Genomic DNA, 15,361 nt, shown 5'->3' on the forward strand with positions numbered 1-15,361 from the left:
GTTGCGTAGGGCGGGTGCGGTTTGGGGGCTGGGACTTTTCGCGCTACATGCGGCTCAGTGACGCTGCTGCGAAGAGGACGTCTCTGATTGCCTCTCGGTCTCCTACCTGGCCTGCTGCTGCTTCCTCCGGGGAGACGTGGCCTGCTGCCAGTTGGCAGAACTCGACGCCGTCCAGGGCTATGTGGGCTACCTCGTGGTCGGGGGAGGGTAGGGCGCCGGGGGAGTCCAGGGGGATGAGCCATTCGCCGCCGCCCAGGCCCTCGATCTCCAGGCGGAGGCTGCGGCCGGGGGTGCCGGCCGGGACCAGGTGGCGGGTCTGGCCGGGGGTGGCGAGGCCTGCCTGGCGGCGGGCGGCCAGGGCCGTGGGGAGCATGCGGGCGCCCAGGTCGATCATGGCGTGCAGGTGGCGGGGCGACGGCGGTTCGTAGGGGTAGTCGACCGCCTCTGCGATGTCTCCCGCGTGGACCCAGGTCTCGAAGGCGCGGTCCAGCATCGAGTCCCGCAGGGGGAGTTCGAAGGCGCCGTACGAGACCGGGAGGCGGCCGGAGCCGCCGCCCGCGAAGGCGACCGTGCGGACCAGGTTGTGGGCCTGCTCGCGCCACGGGGCCCGTACGGAACGGGTGGGCGGGAAGTGCGAGGTCGTCCAGAAGGCCTCTGTGCGGGCCGCGGGGGTGGGGGTGTCGGCCTGGGCTTCCAGGGGGTCGTCCAGGCCCAGGGTCAGGGCTACCAGGCCGTCGACGGTGAGGAGATGGGCGATCACGCCCGCGACGGTGGTGCGGCGGCTGGTCTGTTCGTCGCCCTCGAACCAGCGCAGGCGTACGGGAGCGTGCCACTCCGCGTCGCCGATGTCCTGCAGGAGGGCGTCCAGGCGGGCCGTCTCCGCGTCGTACGGCGTTGCCCACTCGGGGACCGGGATGCGGGGCGGGCGGCGGTCCAGGCAGCTCTCCAGGACGCGGGTGCGCAGGGTGGGGTCCAGGTCGAGGCTCTCCGGCGGGTGCAGGAGGCCCACCGCGTCGCGCAGGCGCAGAGCTTCGTCCGCGCACGCGCCACAGGTGCCCAGGTGGTCCTCCACCGCTGCCGTCTCCTCGGGGGAGCAGGCCGCCAGGGCCCAGGCGCCGAGCAGGGACTTGAGGACCCGGTGTTCGAGGAAGAGGGGAGCGGGGGCTGGTTCGGGGAGGGGCAGGCCGGTGTCCTCGACCGATGTGCGTGGCATGGGTATGCGCGGGGGTTCGCCGGGGGTGTGGGGTGCGTTGGGGTGAGGGGGTTCTGGGCCCGATGGGCCGCCGGGGCCGTTCTCCGGGGGCGGAGTGTCCCTCTGGGGGCCCGCTTGGGCGTTGTGGTCCTCCGGGTCCGGCTTCTCGCCGTAGCTGTCGTGTGCCTCTGTGCCCGTCATTCGGCACCCCCGGAGCGGCCCGTGTCGTGGGCCGTCGACAGGAGCTGGAGGCCCAGGCGCAGGCGGCGGCGGGCCTCGTCCTCGGTGACGCCGAGGTCTACGGCGGTCTGGCGGTAGTCGCGGCGCTGGAAGTAGGCGAGCTCCAGGGCCGCGCGCAGCGGGGCGGGCATGGACGTGACGATGTAGTCGGCGCGGGCCGCCACCGAGGCGCGGCGGACCTTGCGCTCCAGCTCCTCGGTGCTGCCCGAGTTGTCGTGGGCCAGCGCGGCCGTCTCCGTCGCGCGCAGGCGCTGTACGGCGAGGCGGTGGGTCAGTGTGGCGACCCAGGAGCGCAGGGGGCCCTGCTTGGGGTCGTACGCCTCGGGGTTCTCCCAGACGTGGGCGAAGACCTCGCGGGTGACGCCGTCGGCCGCCCGGTCGTCTCCGAGCACGCGATGGGCGAGGCCGTGCACGAGCGAAGCGAATCGGTCGTAGAGCTCACCGAGCGCGGCCGCCTCCCCGCGTGCGAGCCGCTGTTGCATCTTGCGGTCCCAGCGGGGCGGCGCGTCCTTGTTGGTCATGCGGCCCCTCACCCCCGGTCGTGCGGTGCGCCTGTCCCTGTGTCCACCGGATTCTCCTCTCCGGCTTCCTCCCGAATGTAGTCGGCACCCCTGACAACGCACGCCCCTTTGTGGCAATGCGCGCCCCTCGCGGAGCTGCGGATGGTAGTGCCCCGATCACACTGTGCGTGCGGCTCCTCACGGTGTGCGTGTGTCTGCCGTGGCTTGGCTCGATCAGGATCGACCGTACTAGACCGTTCTCGACCGAAACAGCCCAACTGGGGCACGCTTCGATTCCGCATCCGGTGTTTCATGGAGTGAGGGTGGGGCAGCCGCGCACCAGGGAAGTGACAGGACCACTTCCGGTTCCGTTTCCGGGTCCGACGTCGTCGGGCCGTCAGGGTCCGACAACGTCGAGCGAGGGGCAGGCGCGTGACGCTCAGGGTGACCGACGGCGAGCAGCACGGCTGGGCCGTGATCCGGGTGTCGGGCGAGATGGATCTGGTGACGTCACCGGTGCTGCGGCAGCGCGTGCACGACGCCGTGGCCGACGGGCGGCACAGTGTCGTCCTCGATCTCTCCGGAGTCCTGTTCTGCGACTCCAGTGGTGTGGGGGTGCTGATCGCGAGCCGGCGACTGCTCCGCTCCTGCCAGGGACGCCTCCGCTTGATCCTTCCCGCGCAGGGCGCCGTGGACGGATCCCACGTCAACAGGGTGCTGGGCGCCCTCGGCGTGCGCCGGCTCTTCGACGTGTATCCCGATGTCGGCGCGGCGATCGACGACGAGCCGGACTCCCTTTCGGCGTGATTCGCGTCACGTGCGGGTCGCGGGGAAGGGAAGATCGTCCCGTGACTGCGCGACACGGTTGTCGCGGAATTCCCCCGGTCTTGGCACAAGCGTCGTTTTCCCGCTCCCCGAGGGCCCCGGTCGTCGTACGCTCCCTGCCAGACGTACCCACGTGATGTAAGGCGGCCCGAAAAGACATGGTCAGCACCGAGTACGAGCGAAAGATCGCCGCGCGGTTCGCCACCTTCGATCAGGACGGCAACGGCTATATCGACCGCGAGGACTTCAATGCGGCGACCAAGGCGCTGCTCGCCGAGTTCGGCATCGCGGCCCGGTCCGACAAGGGCCAGGCCCTCTACATCGGCGCGGAGGCCTTCTGGCAGGGCATGGCCGGCATAGCGGACCGGGACGGCGACCAGCGGATCACCCGCGAGGAGTTCGTCGGCGGCGCGGTGAAGCGGCTGCGGGACAACCCCGACCGGTTCGCCGAGATCGCCCGCCCCTTCCTGGACGCGGCGCTCGCCATCGCGGACGGCGACGGGGACGCTGCGGCGACCGTGGACGAGGTCGCGCGTGCCCTCAAGGCCCTCGGCGCGCCCGAGACCGTCGCCGCCGCCGCGGCCGGTGCGCTCGACGCGGACTCCGACGGCCGGGTCACCGAGCCGGAGATCGTGAGCGCCTTCGCCCGCTACTTCACGGTGCCCGAATAACGTTCCCTGAGCTTGTACTTGAGCACCTTCCGCAGGGTGTCGTTGCGCGGAAGGGCGTCCACCAGCTCCAGTTGCTCCGGCAGCTTGTGCACGGACAGTCCTTCCGCGCGTAGATAGGCCGAGACGGCTGAGAGCGTCAACTGCGGCGATTCGGGCTGCTGTTCGATCACCGCGCATACCCGCTCGCCGCGTTCCGCGTCCGGCAGGCCTATCACCGCCACGTCTCCTACCGCCGGGTGGCGGTGCAGCAGATCCTCTATCTCCTTCGCCGAGATGTTCTCTCCCTTGCGGATGATGACGTCCTTCAGGCGGCCCGTCAGGATCAGATGGCCCGAGGGTGTGAGGCGCCCGAGGTCTCCCGTGATCAGGAAGCCGTCCTCGTCGAAGGCCTCCGTGGTCTGCGCGGGGTCCAGGTAGCCCGTGCAGACGGCTTCTCCGCGCAGTCTCACCTCCCCGTCCACGATCCGGATCTCCATGCCCTGTGGGGGCCTTCCCTCGGTCGTCGCGAGGTTCTCCTCGGAGTCGTCGGGCGAGCCCATGGTGATCATCGGGACCTCGGTCATGCCGTATCCGTGGGTCAGTTGGACGCCCATCTCGCGTACGACGGCGTGGTGGACCTCGGGCGGCTTCGGGGCCCCGCCGCCCGCCAGGAGGCGGAGGGTGGGGATGAGTCTGGTGTCCGGCTGCTTGCGCTGTTCGGTCAGGAACATCGAGTAGAACGCCGTCGAGCCGCCCGCCACCGTCACCCCGTGCTTGCGGTAGCCCTCCAGGGCGTCCGGCAGCGCGAACTTCTCGAAGAGGACCGCCGGGAAGCCGTACAGCAGCAGCATGACCAGGTAGTCGGGGCCGCCTATGTGCGCGAAGGGGAACGCGATCGAGCCGATGTCGTCGGCCGACAGGTGCAGCGCGTGGGCGAGGCAGGAGCCGCCGGCGATCAGCGAACGGTCCGTGTGCAGTACGCCCTTGGGGTCGGACGTCGTCCCCGAGGTCCAGTAGATCCAGCGCACGTCCGTGCCGCTGGTGGGGGGTGGGGGCAGCACCGACGGGTTCCCTTCGGGGAGGGAGTCGTACGCCTCGAAGACGCCGGGTGCGTCGATGCGTTCGGCCATCGCCTTGTGGTCGAAGCCGCGCCACTCGCCCGGTACGGCGAAGTGGGCGGCCCCCGACTCCCGTACGGCGAAGGCGACTTCGCGGTCCCGGTAGAAGGGGATCACCGGGGACTGGACCGCGCCCAGCCTGGCCAGGGCCATCGCCAGCAGGACCGTCTCGATACGGGTCGGCAGCTGCCAGGCGACCACCGTGCCGGGGCGTACGCCCAGGTCGTGGAGGCCGGCCGCGGTCCGCTCCGCGCCCGAGCGCAGTTCCTCGAAGGTGAGGGTGCGGTCGTCCTGGAGGAGGACGGGGCGGTCGGGGGTGAGCGCGGCGCGGCGCTCGACGAGTTCCCAGAAGGTGCGGGAGGCGCCCAGTGCGTGTGCGGTGTCCGTCGTCATGGCCCGTACTCCTCACAGCTGACGGGTAGTCAGATTGGCTGGAGAGCGTAGGGCTCGGTGCCTTGTCGGTCCAGGGGTGCGGGGCTAGCCTTCTAGGGGACCTTTAACTGACGGTCCGTCAGATACCCGCAGTTGGCCCGGCGGAGGGGACTCATGACCGAACTGCCCCGCATCATCAGCGTCGACGACCATGTGATCGAGCCCGCGAACCTCTTCGAGACCTGGCTGCCGAAGAAGTACCAGGACCGCGGCCCAAAGCCGCTGACGGCCGGTATCGGCGAACTCGCCTACGTGGCGGGCAAGTACCAGATCACGATGGACCCGGACGGGCCGCCGACCGACTGGTGGATCTACGAGGACCTGAAGTTCCCGTACAAGCGCAACATCGCCGCCGTCGGCTTCGACCGGGATGAAATGACGCTTGAAGGCATCACGCGCGCGGAGATGCGGCCGGGGTGCTGGGATCCCGTCGAGCGGCTCAAGGACATGGACGCGAACCACGTCGAGGGTTCGCTGTGCTTCCCGACCTTCCCGCGGTTCTGCGGGCAGACCTTCGCCGAGGCGCACGACAAGGAGGTCGCGCTGGCCTGCGTGCGCGCGTACAACGACTTCATGGTCGAGGAGTGGTGCGGGGGGAGTGGGGGGCGGCTGATTCCGCTGTGCATCATTCCGCTCTGGGACATCGACCTCGCGGTCGCCGAGATCCGGCACAACGCCGCCCGGGGCGTGCGGGCCGTGACCTTCTCCGAGATCCCCACGCACCTCGGGCTGCCGTCCATCCACTCCGGCTACTGGGACCCGTTCTTCGCGGTCTGCCAGGAGACCGGCACGGTCGTCAACATGCACATCGGCAGCAGCTCCCAGATGCCCGCCGCCTCGCCCGACGCCCCGCCCGCCGTCCAGGCCTCGCTCAGCTTCAACAACGCCATGGCCTCGATGATGGACTTCCTGTTCAGCGGGGTCCTCGTGAAGTTCCCGCAGCTCAAACTCGCCTACTCCGAAGGGCAGATGGGCTGGATCCCGTACGCCCTGGAGCGCGCCGACGACGTGTGGGAGGAGCACCGGGCCTGGGGCGGGGTCAGGGACCTGATCCCCGAGCCGCCCTCCACCTACTACTACCGGCAGATCTTCTGCTGCTTCTTCCGCGACAAGCACGGCGTCGCGTCGCTGGACGTGGTCGGCCGGGACAACGCGACCTTCGAGACCGACTACCCGCACGTCGACTCGACCTTCCCGCACACCAAGGAGGTCGCCCTCGATCACATGAAGGGCCTCGACGACGAGACCGTCTACAAGCTGATGCGCGGCAACGCCATCCGCATGCTCGGCCTGGACCTCGACAAGTAATGGACCTCTCCTGCACGCCCGAGGAGGAGGAGTTCCGCGCGCGCCTGCGGGAGTGGCTCGCGAAGGTCCTCCCCGGGCTGCCCCCGAAACCCTCGCCCGACGACTGGCCCGGCAGACGCGCGTACGACCTCGGCTGGCAGCGCATGCTGTACGACGCCGGGTACGCGGGGCTCCACTGGCCCGCCGACGCGGGGGGCCGCGGGGCCACGCCGACGCAGCACCTGATCTTCCTGGAGGAGACGGAGAACGCGGGCGCGCCCTACGTAGGGGCCAACTTCGTCGGGCTGCTGCACGCCGGGCCCACCATCGCGGCCGAGGGGAACGCCGGGCAGCGGGCGCGCTGGCTGCCGCCCGTGCTGCGCGGCGAGGAGGTGTGGTGCCAGGGGTTCAGCGAGCCGGACGCCGGCTCGGACCTCGCAGCACTGCGCACTCGCGCGCGGCGGGACGGCGACGACTACGTGGTGAGCGGTTCGAAGATCTGGACCTCCCACGCGGAAGTCGCCGACTGGTGCGAGCTGTTGGTGCGGACGGACGCCAAGGCGCCCAAGCACCGGGGGATTTCGTGGCTCGCGATGCCGATGGACGCGCCGGGGATCACGGTACGTCCACTGCGTACGCTCGCGGGTTCGACCGAGTTCGCGGAGGTGTTCCTCGACGACGTGCGGGTGCCCGTCGCCAACCGGGTCGGTGAGGAGAACGACGGCTGGCGCGTGACCATGGTGACGCTGTCGTTCGAGCGCGGGACGGCCTTCGTCGGCGAGGTGGTGGCCTGTCGGCGCGTCCTCGGCGAACTCGCGCGCGAGGCCCGGAAGAACGGCCGCTGGGACGACGCGGTGTTGCGTCGCCGGCTCGGTCGTCTCAATGCCGAGTTCCGTGCGCTCTGGCGGCTCACGCAGTGGAACGTCAGCGAGTCGGAGCGGTCGGACGGAGTGCCGGGCGTCGGGGGTTCGGTTTTCAAACTGAGGTACTCGCGCGCGCGGCAGGACCTGTACGACGCGGCTGCCGACGTACTCGGTCCCGAGGCGCTCGACCTCGACAGCCGGTGGACGCTGGACCGGCTGTCGTCCCTCTCGTACACCATCGCGGCCGGCACCTCGCAGATCCAGCGGAACATCGTGGCCGAACGGATCCTGGGCCTCCCGAAGGGGCGATGACCGTATGGATTTCCAACTCACTGATGATCAACGGGCGTTGCGCGCGGGAGTGCGCGAACTGCTGGACCGGCGCTTCGGGCGGGAGCGGTTGCGGGCCGCCGTGGACGCCCCGGGGCTCGACCGTGCGCTCTGGCGGGAGTTGGGCGAGGCGGGCTTCTTCGCGCTGCGGCTGCCCGAGGCGGAGGGCGGGGTCGGCCTGGGACTTCCGGAGGCCGTGCTGGCCTTCGAGGAGGCCGGCCGGGCCCTGCTGACCGGACCGCTCGTGGCCACGCACCTCGCGGCCGGCGAGATACCCGGAGCGGCCACCGGCGAGAGCGTCGTCGCGGCCGTCGACGGCACGCTCGTCGAGTGGCTGGACGAGGCCGACGTCGTACGCGGCGATGTGACCGGAGCCGTCCCGATGCGCTCGGCGGACCCGCTGACACCACTGCACCGGTTGCCCCGCGCCGCGCCGCCCGACCCGGTGGCCGCGCTGCTGACCGCCGCCGAGCAGTTGGGCTCCGCCGCCCGCACCTGCGAACTGGCCGTGCAACACGCCCGGACCCGTGAGCAGTTCGGGCAGCCGATCGGGGCCTTCCAGGCGGTGAAACACCTGTGCTCCGAGATGCTGGTGCGCGTGGAGGTGGCGCGTGGTGCGGTCTACGCGGCCGCCGTCACGGCCGATCCGCTCGACATCGCGGCGGCCGGACTGCTGGCCGACGAGGCTGCCGAGCTCGGCGCCCGCGACTGCCTCCAGGTGCACGGAGGCATGGGCTTCACATGGGAGTCCGACGTGCACCTTCACCTCAAACGTGCCTGGCTGCGGGCCCGTCGCGGGCAGAGCGCGGCCGAGGCGGAGGAAGTACTCGCGGAGGATCTGCAGGTCGCCGCAGCAGGGCCCCGGACGTGAACTGTGCACGATCATTGCCGTCGATCGTGGCATGACGGAACGGGCCCGAACGGACGGATGTCACTGAACGTGGCATACCGGAATTACCGAGCGTTGATATCGGGTTGTGTCCTATGCGTGACTTGTCACGGCCTGGAGTCGGAGCCGTGCTCCGGTACCTTGTGTGGGATGCGAGTGGTTGTGAGGCCGGGTCATCACGGTGTTGCCCCTGAGGCAGCTCCGGATCCGGCGATGCGCACCGCTCGCGAGGCGGGAAGCAGGACCGTTCCTGCCTGTTCGACTCCCCGTGACGAGCGTCGCACAGTATGCCGCACGCGTACTCCTTCGCGCTGGAATATGCCCGAAGCGCTTGTTGGGGTGACTGTACGTCAACCATGCTGTCTCCTAAGGGAATCACGTTCCGTGAACCCTTTTCTGACCACGATCGTGGCCCTTGCGAGGCGCGAGGCGATGTGTCCGCCGGTTCGGATGGTGTGAGCGGTGCAGGTGCTTCAAGTGCAGCTGGAGATCCGGCCCGACCCCGCAGAGGTGGGGCGGGCCCGGAGGTGGGCCCGTTCGCGGCTCGCGGGGTCCGGGATAGAGGCCGATGAGCCGCTTGCCGAGACGTTGATCCTGCTCGTCTCCGAGCTGGTCACCAACGCGGTGGTGCACACGGGCCGTCCGGCCGTGCTGCGTCTGTCGCTGCCGAGTCTCGTGACCGGGCCCACCGCGGGCGAGCGGGCCGTGGCGGAGGCAGTGGCCACCGTCCGTCTGGAGGTGCTCGACGCCAGCGCCCGGCCACCACGCCCCCGATGCGCGGACGGCGACGAGACCAACGGCCGGGGCCTGGCCCTCGTCGACGGCCTCGCCGACCGCTGGGGCTGGAGCAGCGAGGGCGCGGGCAAGCGCATCTGGTGCGAGGTGGACCGCTGTTCGGCGACGGCAGTGACCGCGGTGACGTGCGACTCGGTTCCGGCTGCTTACCAGGACCTGGCGTTCGAGGTGGTCTGAGCGGGCCGCGCCCCTTCGGGGGTTGAGTGGGGCACGCCTCTGCGGGGTCGGCTTCCGCGGTCGACCGGCCGCGCTGTCAGGGGCGCGGGGCGGTGACATGGCGGCCCCGCCACGGGGCGCGACCAGCCCCCAGTGACCCGCACATGGCATCCGGACCTCCAGGCGGAGCACAGAAGCACAGCGCCCTCGCCCCACTTGTCCCGTGCTGCCCGATGCGCCGTGCCGTGCTTCCGCCCGTGGCGGCACAAAGAGGGGCGTAAGCCGTGAATCCCCGAACAGGTGTTGACGAGTCGTGTCCGTTTGATCACGCTTGTGGTCAGCGATTCGCCGTGAGGGGACGGCGAGGGTTCCGGTGACGGGAGCCCTTGGCGAGCGTGGGTCGCGATCGGCGTCGGCTCCTCCAGGGTCGGGAGCAGGGCGGGTACGCCGGAGCCGGATGGCGGCGCGCGGTGTCGTGCTCGGGGTGAGGTGGGGTCCCTCCCGCCCGGGCGTGACCGAGTGTGGGGGAGGCGCGCCGCCAGCCGACCCTCTGCTGACAGGGTCGACGGAGTGGGCATGGTCGGCAGGGTGTTTCAGAGGATCGCGACGGGTGCCACGGGGGTTCCGGTGGCGCCGACGAACGGTTCGGGCATCGCCGACAGCAGGAACGTATGGCGGGAAAGTTCTCCACAGGCTGTGGACAACTCTTCGAGATTCCAGTTCTGGCCCTGGAGCATGCCCATTTCGACCAGATCGAGAGCGTGCACGGGAAGCCACAAGTCCTCTATTTCCGGAGGAAATATCTCAAAGGTGAGGGTGTCGTTCGCGATGGCGGCCACATCGCGCGCGTGGAACCACTCCGGGGTACGGACGGACAGCCCGGGCGACGGGAACGCGTACGCGTGCTTGTCGCCCGCCAGATAGAGCTGCATCTGCCCGGTGCGTACGAGGACGATGTCGCCCGCGCGGACCTTCGTCCCGGCCAGTTCCTCGGCCGCTTCGAGGTCTTCCGGGGTCACCGTGTGCCCGCCGTCGAGGCGGTCCTTGCCGAGCGCGCGGGCCACGTCCAGGAGGATGCCGCGCGAGACGATGTGGCGGGGCTTGTCGATGCCGCTGAACTCGGCGCCGCCGTGGGCCGTGACGGTGGTCGCCGGGCGGCCGTTGTAGATCTTCCCCGAGTGCGAGACGTGGGTCAGCGCGTCCCAGTGGGTGGCCGCCTGGAGGCCCATGGTCACGGCGTCGTCGCTGCACGCGACCGTGCCGGGCCCGAACAGTTCCTGGTTGATCTGCACCATCGCGTGCAGCGGGTTCACCCGGCCCGGGATCATCCCGGTCTGCACGCCGTCCTCCTTCAGCGGGAGGGCGAGTGGGACGCGACGGCCGGTGCGCACCGTCGCGGCGGCCTCCCGCACCACCTCGTCGGTGATCAGGTTGAGCGTGCCGATCTCGTCGTCGGACCCCCAACGCCCCCAGTTGTTCACGCGCTTGGCGATCTCGTGGAACTCGGCCGGCATCGACATGAGTGCTCCCCGGGGCTTGTCTCCAGGTATCTGACGGGTCGTAGAATCTGAGTCGAATCTAACGGACCGTCAGAAACTGCGGGAAGGGGCCGGGGCGTGGGGAACTTCTTGGCAGGCAAGGTCGTCGCCGTGACCGGGGCGGGCCGGGGCATCGGGCGCGCGGTGGCGCTGGCCGCCGCGGCCGAGGGCGCACGGGTCGTCGTCAACGACTACGGGGTGTCCATAGAGGGCGCGGAGCCGACCAGCGAGATAGCCGAGTCCGTGGTCAAGGAGATCGAGGCGGCCGGCGGCGACGCGATCGCCGTCGCCGACGACATCTCGACGATGGCGGGCGGACAACGGGTCGTGGACACGGCCCTGGAGACGTACGGGCGCATCGACGGAGTCGTGTGCGTGGCCGGGATCCTCCGCGAGCGGATGCTCTTCAACATGTCCGAGGAGGAGTGGGATCCGGTCCTCGCCACCCATCTGAAGGGCACGTTCACCGTCTTCCGGGCCGCCTCCGCCATCATGCGGCGGCAGGGCTCCGGGACGCTCATCGGGTTCACCAGCGGCAACCACCAGGGGTCCGTCTCCCAGGCCAACTACAGCGCCGCGAAGGGCGGGATCATCTCGCTCGTGCGGAGCGCTGCGTTGGGGCTCCACAAGTACGGGGTCACCGCGAACGCGGTCGCACCCGTCGCGCGTACGCGTATGTCCGCGAACGTGCCGATGGAGTTGAAGGAGATCGGCGAGCCCGAGGACGTTGCCGCGCTCGTGGTGTACCTGCTGTCCGAGCGGGCGCGGGAGGAGCGGATCACCGGGCAGGTCTACACGATCGCGGGGCCGAAGATCGCGGTGTGGGCTCAGCCGAGGGAACTCCGTTCGGGGTATGCGGAGGGGTCTTGGACTCCTGAGCGGATTGCGGATTTTCTGCCGGGGACTGTGGGGGTGGATCCGATGCCGTTGCTCGAGCGGGTGGAGGAGATGGCTCGGGCGGCTCGGTCGAAGAAGGTGCCGTAGGGGCTGGGCTGGGTGGTGGGTGCGGGTCCGCTGTGGCTGAGCGCGCAGTTCCCCGCGCCCCTAAAAGCCTAAAAGACTGCGCAGTTCCCCGCGCCCCTGAAGGGGCGCTGTGGTGGGCGGAGGACATGTGGAGTTCGGGGTTACGGCGGAGGATGAGGCGTTTCGGGGCGAGGCGCGGGCGTGGCTCGCGGAGAACGTCTCGGGCGGGGCAGACCGGCGTACCTGGGAGCGTGTGCTCGGTGGAGCCGGGTGGATCGGGCTCGGGTGGGGTGAGGGCGGGTACGGGAATCGGTCGGCCGGGCTCAGTCAGCAGGTTGTCTGGGCTGAGGAGTATGCGCGGTCGGGGGCGCCTCCGCGGTCCGGGCACATCGGGGAGAACTTGCTCGCGCCCACTCTCATCGCTCATGGCGGTGAGGAGCAGAAGGCCCGGTTTCTGCCCGCGATCGCGTCCGGTGACGAGCTCTGGTGCCAGGGGTACAGCGAGCCGGGGGCCGGGTCGGATCTTGCGGGGATTCGTACGGAGGCCGTGCGGGAGGCGGGGACCTACCGGATCAGCGGGCAGAAGATCTGGACCTCGCTCGCCCATGAGGCGGACTGGTGTTTTGTGCTGGCGCGTACGGAAGCGGGGTCGCGGCGGCATCACGGGCTGAGTTTTCTGCTCGTACCGATGGATCAGCCGGGGCGGATCGAGGTGCGGCCGATTCGTCAGATGACGGGGACGAGCGAGTTCAACGAGGTCTTCTTCGACGGGGCGCACGCGCGCGTGGATCACGTCGTCGGGGGCGAGGGCAACGGGTGGCAGGTCGCGATGAGCCTGCTCGGCTTCGAGCGCGGAGTCTCCACGCTCGCCCAGCAGATCGGCTTCGCCCAGGAGTTGGGGCGGGTCGTGGAAGCGGCCGTCTCGACGGGCGCGGTCGACGATCCCGTCGTACGGGACTGTCTTGTGCGCCAGTGGGCCGAGTTGCGTGTCATGCGGTGGAACGCGCTGCGGACGCTGGGGAGTTCGGCGGACCAGGCGCAGGACTGGGGCGCTCCCAGTGTGGCCAAGCTGCTGTGGGGGCGGTGGCATCAGCGGCTCGGGGAGCTGGCGATGCGGGTGCGGGGCGCGGAGGCGGCGGTGGGGCCCGCGGACTGGTCGGCCTCGGCGCCCTACGAACTGGACGCGCTTCAGCACCTGTTCCTGTTCAGCCGGGCCGACACCATCTACGGCGGTTCGGACGAGGTTCAGCGCACGATCATCGCCGAGCGGGTGCTCGGCCTTCCCAGGGAACCGAAGGGTTGAGGTGGGCGCCATGCGGGGTGTGATTTTCGATGGGAAGCAGACCCAGGTGGTCGACGACCTGGAGATACGGGATCCGGGGCCGGGTGAGGTGCTGGTGGCGATCTCCGCGGCGGGGCTGTGCCACAGCGATCTCTCCGTGGTGGACGGGACCATTCCCTTCCCCGTACCTGTGGTCCTCGGGCACGAGGGTGCGGGGGTCGTGGAGGCCGTGGGTGTGGGCGTCACCCATGTCCAGCCCGGGGACCATGTCTCCCTGTCCACACTCGCGAACTGCGGGACCTGCGCCGAGTGCGACCGGGGGCGGCCCACCATGTGCCGCAAGGCCATCGGGATGCCTCAGCGGCCGTTCACGCGGGCGGGGCAGTCGTTGTACCAGTTCGCGTCCAACTCCGCCTTCGCCGAACGGACGTTGGTCAAGGCCGTGCAGGCCGTGCGGATTCCTGAGGACATTCCTTTGACCTCCGCCGCGCTCATCGGGTGCGGGGTGCTGACCGGGGTCGGGGCCGTCCTCAATCGGGCGCGGGTGGATCGCGGGGACACCGTGGTCGTCATCGGTACCGGGGGGATCGGGCTCAATGTGATTCAGGGGGCGCGGATCGCCGGGGCGCTGACCGTGGTGGCCGTGGATTCGAATCCGGCTAAGGAGGGGGTGGCTCGGCGGTTCGGGGCCACGCATTTCTTGTCCTCGACGGAGGGGGTGCGGGAGGTTCTTCCTACCGGGGCCGATCATGCCTTCGAGTGTGTGGGGCGGGTGGAGTTGGTGCGGCAGGCCGTTGATCTGCTTGATCGGCATGGGCAGGCTGTGTTGCTCGGGGTTCCGGCTGCTACGGCCGAGGCGTCGTTCCTTGTCTCGTCGATGTATTTGGACAAGTCGATTCTTGGGTGTCGGTATGGGTCTTCTCGGCCTCAGCGGGATATTGCGTTGTACGCGGAGTTGTATCGCGAGGGGCGGTTGTTGTTGGACGAGTTGGTGACTGAGACGTATCCGGTGGAGGACTTTGAGAAGGCTGCGGCTGATGCGGGGGCCGGGCGGGTTGCTCGGGCTGTTCTTACGTTCTGACGTACGTTGCCGGGGCGGCGGAGGGGTTTTTCGCCCCCGCCGCCCCTACCCATTCCCGTCCCTTTTCAGGGGCTTCGCCCCCGAACCCCCAAAAGATTGCGCAGTTCCCCGCGCCCCTAAAAGGGCGCGGGGAACTGCGCAATCTGCCACAGCCGGGCCGTAGGTCGGTTGGTCAGCGGAAGGTTCTGCGGTAGGTCGTGGGGGTTACGCCCAGGGTTGATTGGAGGTGTTGGCGCATTGATTGGGGGGTGCCGAAGCCTGAGGCGTGGGCGATCTGGTCGATCGAGAGGTCGGTCGACTCCAGGAGGTGGCGGGCTCGTTCGACTCGTTGCTGGGTGAGCCACTGGCCGGCGCTGATGCCGGCCTCCTCGCGGAAGCGGCGGGTGAAGGTGCGTACCGACATGGACTCCTGCTCGGCCATGTCCCGCAACTGGATCGGCTCGTGCAGACGCGCCAGCGCCCACGCACGAGCCGCCGTCGTGGACGCCAACTGCGGCTCGGGAACGGGGCGTTGGATGTACTGGGCCTGCCCTCCGTCCCGGTGCGGCGGCACGACCGTACGGCGGGCCACCTCGTTGGCGACCGCCGTACCGTGATCGCGGCGCACGATGTGGATGCACAGGTCGATCCCGGCCGCGACCCCGGCGGACGTCAGCACGTCGCCGTCGTCGATGAACAGCACGTCCGCGTCCACCCGCACCTTCGGGAAGAGCCGCTGGAAGTGCTCGGCGGACGCCCAGTGCGTGGTCGCCGGGCGGCCGTCGAGGTATCCGGCGGCCGCAAGAACGTACCCGCCCGTGCAGATGGATACGAGCCGCGTGCCCGGCCGGATCAGCGCGAGGGCCGCGGCCAGCTCGTCCGTGAGTACGCCCTCGTCGTGCACCGGGCCGAGCTCGTACGAGGCCGGAATGACGACCGTGTCGGCGGTGGCGAGGGCCTCCGGGCCGTTCTCCACGAGGATGGAGAAGTCCGCCTCCGCCTCGACCCGGCCCGGCGGCCGGATCGAGCAGGTCACCACCTCGTACAGGCGGCGGCCCTCGGCGTCCTTGGCGCGGCCGAAGATCCGCTGCGGGATGCCCAGCTCGAAGGGGAGGAGGCCGTCCAGGGCGAGGACGACGATGCGGTGGCGACGGAAGGGGGTCTGCGTACCCATGGCCCGATTCTAGCTAATGCTGTCCTTCTGGCCACTCGTTCGGAGAGTCCGCAGGCCGGAAGCTCTA

The 15,361-nt window shown here is 69.9% G+C and carries 14 protein-coding genes; 9 read left to right on the top strand and 5 right to left on the bottom strand.

The features are described 5' to 3' along the window. Positions 1–43: 43 nt before the first annotated feature. Complete coding sequence (locus ACN20J_RS28185; protein WP_419667074.1) at positions 44–1,393, bottom strand: zf-HC2 domain-containing protein; 1,350 nt, start codon at positions 1,391–1,393, stop codon at positions 44–46. Continuing rightward, the gene (locus tag ACN20J_RS28190) at positions 1,390–1,953 is read right to left on the bottom strand and encodes a sigma-70 family RNA polymerase sigma factor (protein ID WP_190228997.1); all 564 of its coding nucleotides are present in this window, start codon (positions 1,951–1,953) and stop codon (positions 1,390–1,392) included. Before ACN20J_RS28190 ends, ACN20J_RS28185 begins: the two co-directional genes overlap by 4 nt. 411 nt (positions 1,954–2,364) lie before the next feature. Here ACN20J_RS28190 and ACN20J_RS28195 point away from each other — a divergent pair, with 411 nt between their 5' ends. Continuing rightward, complete coding sequence (locus ACN20J_RS28195) at positions 2,365–2,739, top strand: STAS domain-containing protein (protein ID WP_189836920.1); 375 nt, start codon at positions 2,365–2,367, stop codon at positions 2,737–2,739. Between the two features lie 176 nt (positions 2,740–2,915). Further along, a complete protein-coding gene (locus tag ACN20J_RS28200; protein WP_364198105.1) occupies positions 2,916–3,428 on the top strand; it encodes an EF-hand domain-containing protein in 513 nt (170 codons plus the stop codon). Here ACN20J_RS28200 and ACN20J_RS28205 read toward each other — a convergent pair. Then, on the bottom strand, positions 3,407–4,918 hold the full coding sequence (locus tag ACN20J_RS28205; RefSeq protein WP_419667075.1) for a class I adenylate-forming enzyme family protein: 1,512 nt from the start codon (positions 4,916–4,918) through the stop codon (positions 3,407–3,409). The genes ACN20J_RS28200 and ACN20J_RS28205 overlap by 22 nt on opposite strands. Positions 4,919–5,071: 153 nt before the next feature. Here ACN20J_RS28205 and ACN20J_RS28210 point away from each other — a divergent pair, with 153 nt between their 5' ends. The 4 genes from ACN20J_RS28210 (at position 5,072) to ACN20J_RS28225 (ending at position 9,298) form a co-directional block, all read left to right on the top strand. After that, positions 5,072–6,265, top strand: a complete 1,194-nt coding sequence (locus tag ACN20J_RS28210; protein WP_143639786.1) for an amidohydrolase family protein — start codon at positions 5,072–5,074, stop codon at positions 6,263–6,265. Continuing rightward, positions 6,265–7,419 (top strand): acyl-CoA dehydrogenase, encoded by a 1,155-nt coding sequence (locus ACN20J_RS28215; protein WP_419667076.1) that lies wholly within the window; start codon positions 6,265–6,267, stop codon positions 7,417–7,419. The genes ACN20J_RS28210 and ACN20J_RS28215 overlap by 1 nt, the downstream gene beginning before the upstream one ends. A 4-nt stretch (positions 7,420–7,423) precedes the next feature. Next, on the top strand, positions 7,424–8,308 hold the full coding sequence (locus ACN20J_RS28220; protein ID WP_419667077.1) for an acyl-CoA dehydrogenase family protein: 885 nt from the start codon (positions 7,424–7,426) through the stop codon (positions 8,306–8,308). Between the two features lie 480 nt (positions 8,309–8,788). Continuing rightward, positions 8,789–9,298 carry an ATP-binding protein gene (locus ACN20J_RS28225; RefSeq protein WP_259333292.1) on the top strand — a complete coding sequence of 170 codons (510 nt, stop codon included), beginning with the start codon at positions 8,789–8,791 and terminating at the stop codon, positions 9,296–9,298. Between the two features lie 572 nt (positions 9,299–9,870). On the opposite strand, the gene ACN20J_RS28230 is transcribed toward ACN20J_RS28225, so the two are convergent. Beyond that, positions 9,871–10,797, bottom strand: a complete 927-nt coding sequence (locus ACN20J_RS28230; RefSeq protein WP_419667078.1) for a cyclase family protein — start codon at positions 10,795–10,797, stop codon at positions 9,871–9,873. 96 nt (positions 10,798–10,893) lie between these two features. Here ACN20J_RS28230 and ACN20J_RS28235 point away from each other — a divergent pair, with 96 nt between their 5' ends. The 3 genes from ACN20J_RS28235 (at position 10,894) to ACN20J_RS28245 (ending at position 14,141) form a co-directional block, all read left to right on the top strand. Continuing rightward, positions 10,894–11,799: an SDR family oxidoreductase gene (locus ACN20J_RS28235; RefSeq protein WP_419667079.1), complete on the top strand. Its 906-nt coding sequence runs from the start codon at positions 10,894–10,896 to the stop codon at positions 11,797–11,799. A gap of 127 nt (positions 11,800–11,926) precedes the next feature. Continuing rightward, a complete protein-coding gene (locus ACN20J_RS28240; protein WP_419668972.1) occupies positions 11,927–13,081 on the top strand; it encodes an acyl-CoA dehydrogenase family protein in 1,155 nt (384 codons plus the stop codon). Positions 13,082–13,091: 10 nt separating this feature from the next. After that, complete coding sequence (locus ACN20J_RS28245) at positions 13,092–14,141, top strand: Zn-dependent alcohol dehydrogenase (protein ID WP_189836928.1); 1,050 nt, start codon at positions 13,092–13,094, stop codon at positions 14,139–14,141. A gap of 172 nt (positions 14,142–14,313) precedes the next feature. On the opposite strand, the gene ACN20J_RS28250 is transcribed toward ACN20J_RS28245, so the two are convergent. Further along, positions 14,314–15,294 (bottom strand): GlxA family transcriptional regulator, encoded by a 981-nt coding sequence (locus ACN20J_RS28250; RefSeq protein WP_361922163.1) that lies wholly within the window; start codon positions 15,292–15,294, stop codon positions 14,314–14,316. Positions 15,295–15,361 lie beyond the last annotated feature (67 nt).

This window comes from Streptomyces sp. 2-1 (assembly GCF_048564895.1).
In the GTDB taxonomy this organism is placed as follows: Bacteria; Actinomycetota; Actinomycetes; order Streptomycetales; family Streptomycetaceae; genus Streptomyces; species Streptomyces phaeochromogenes.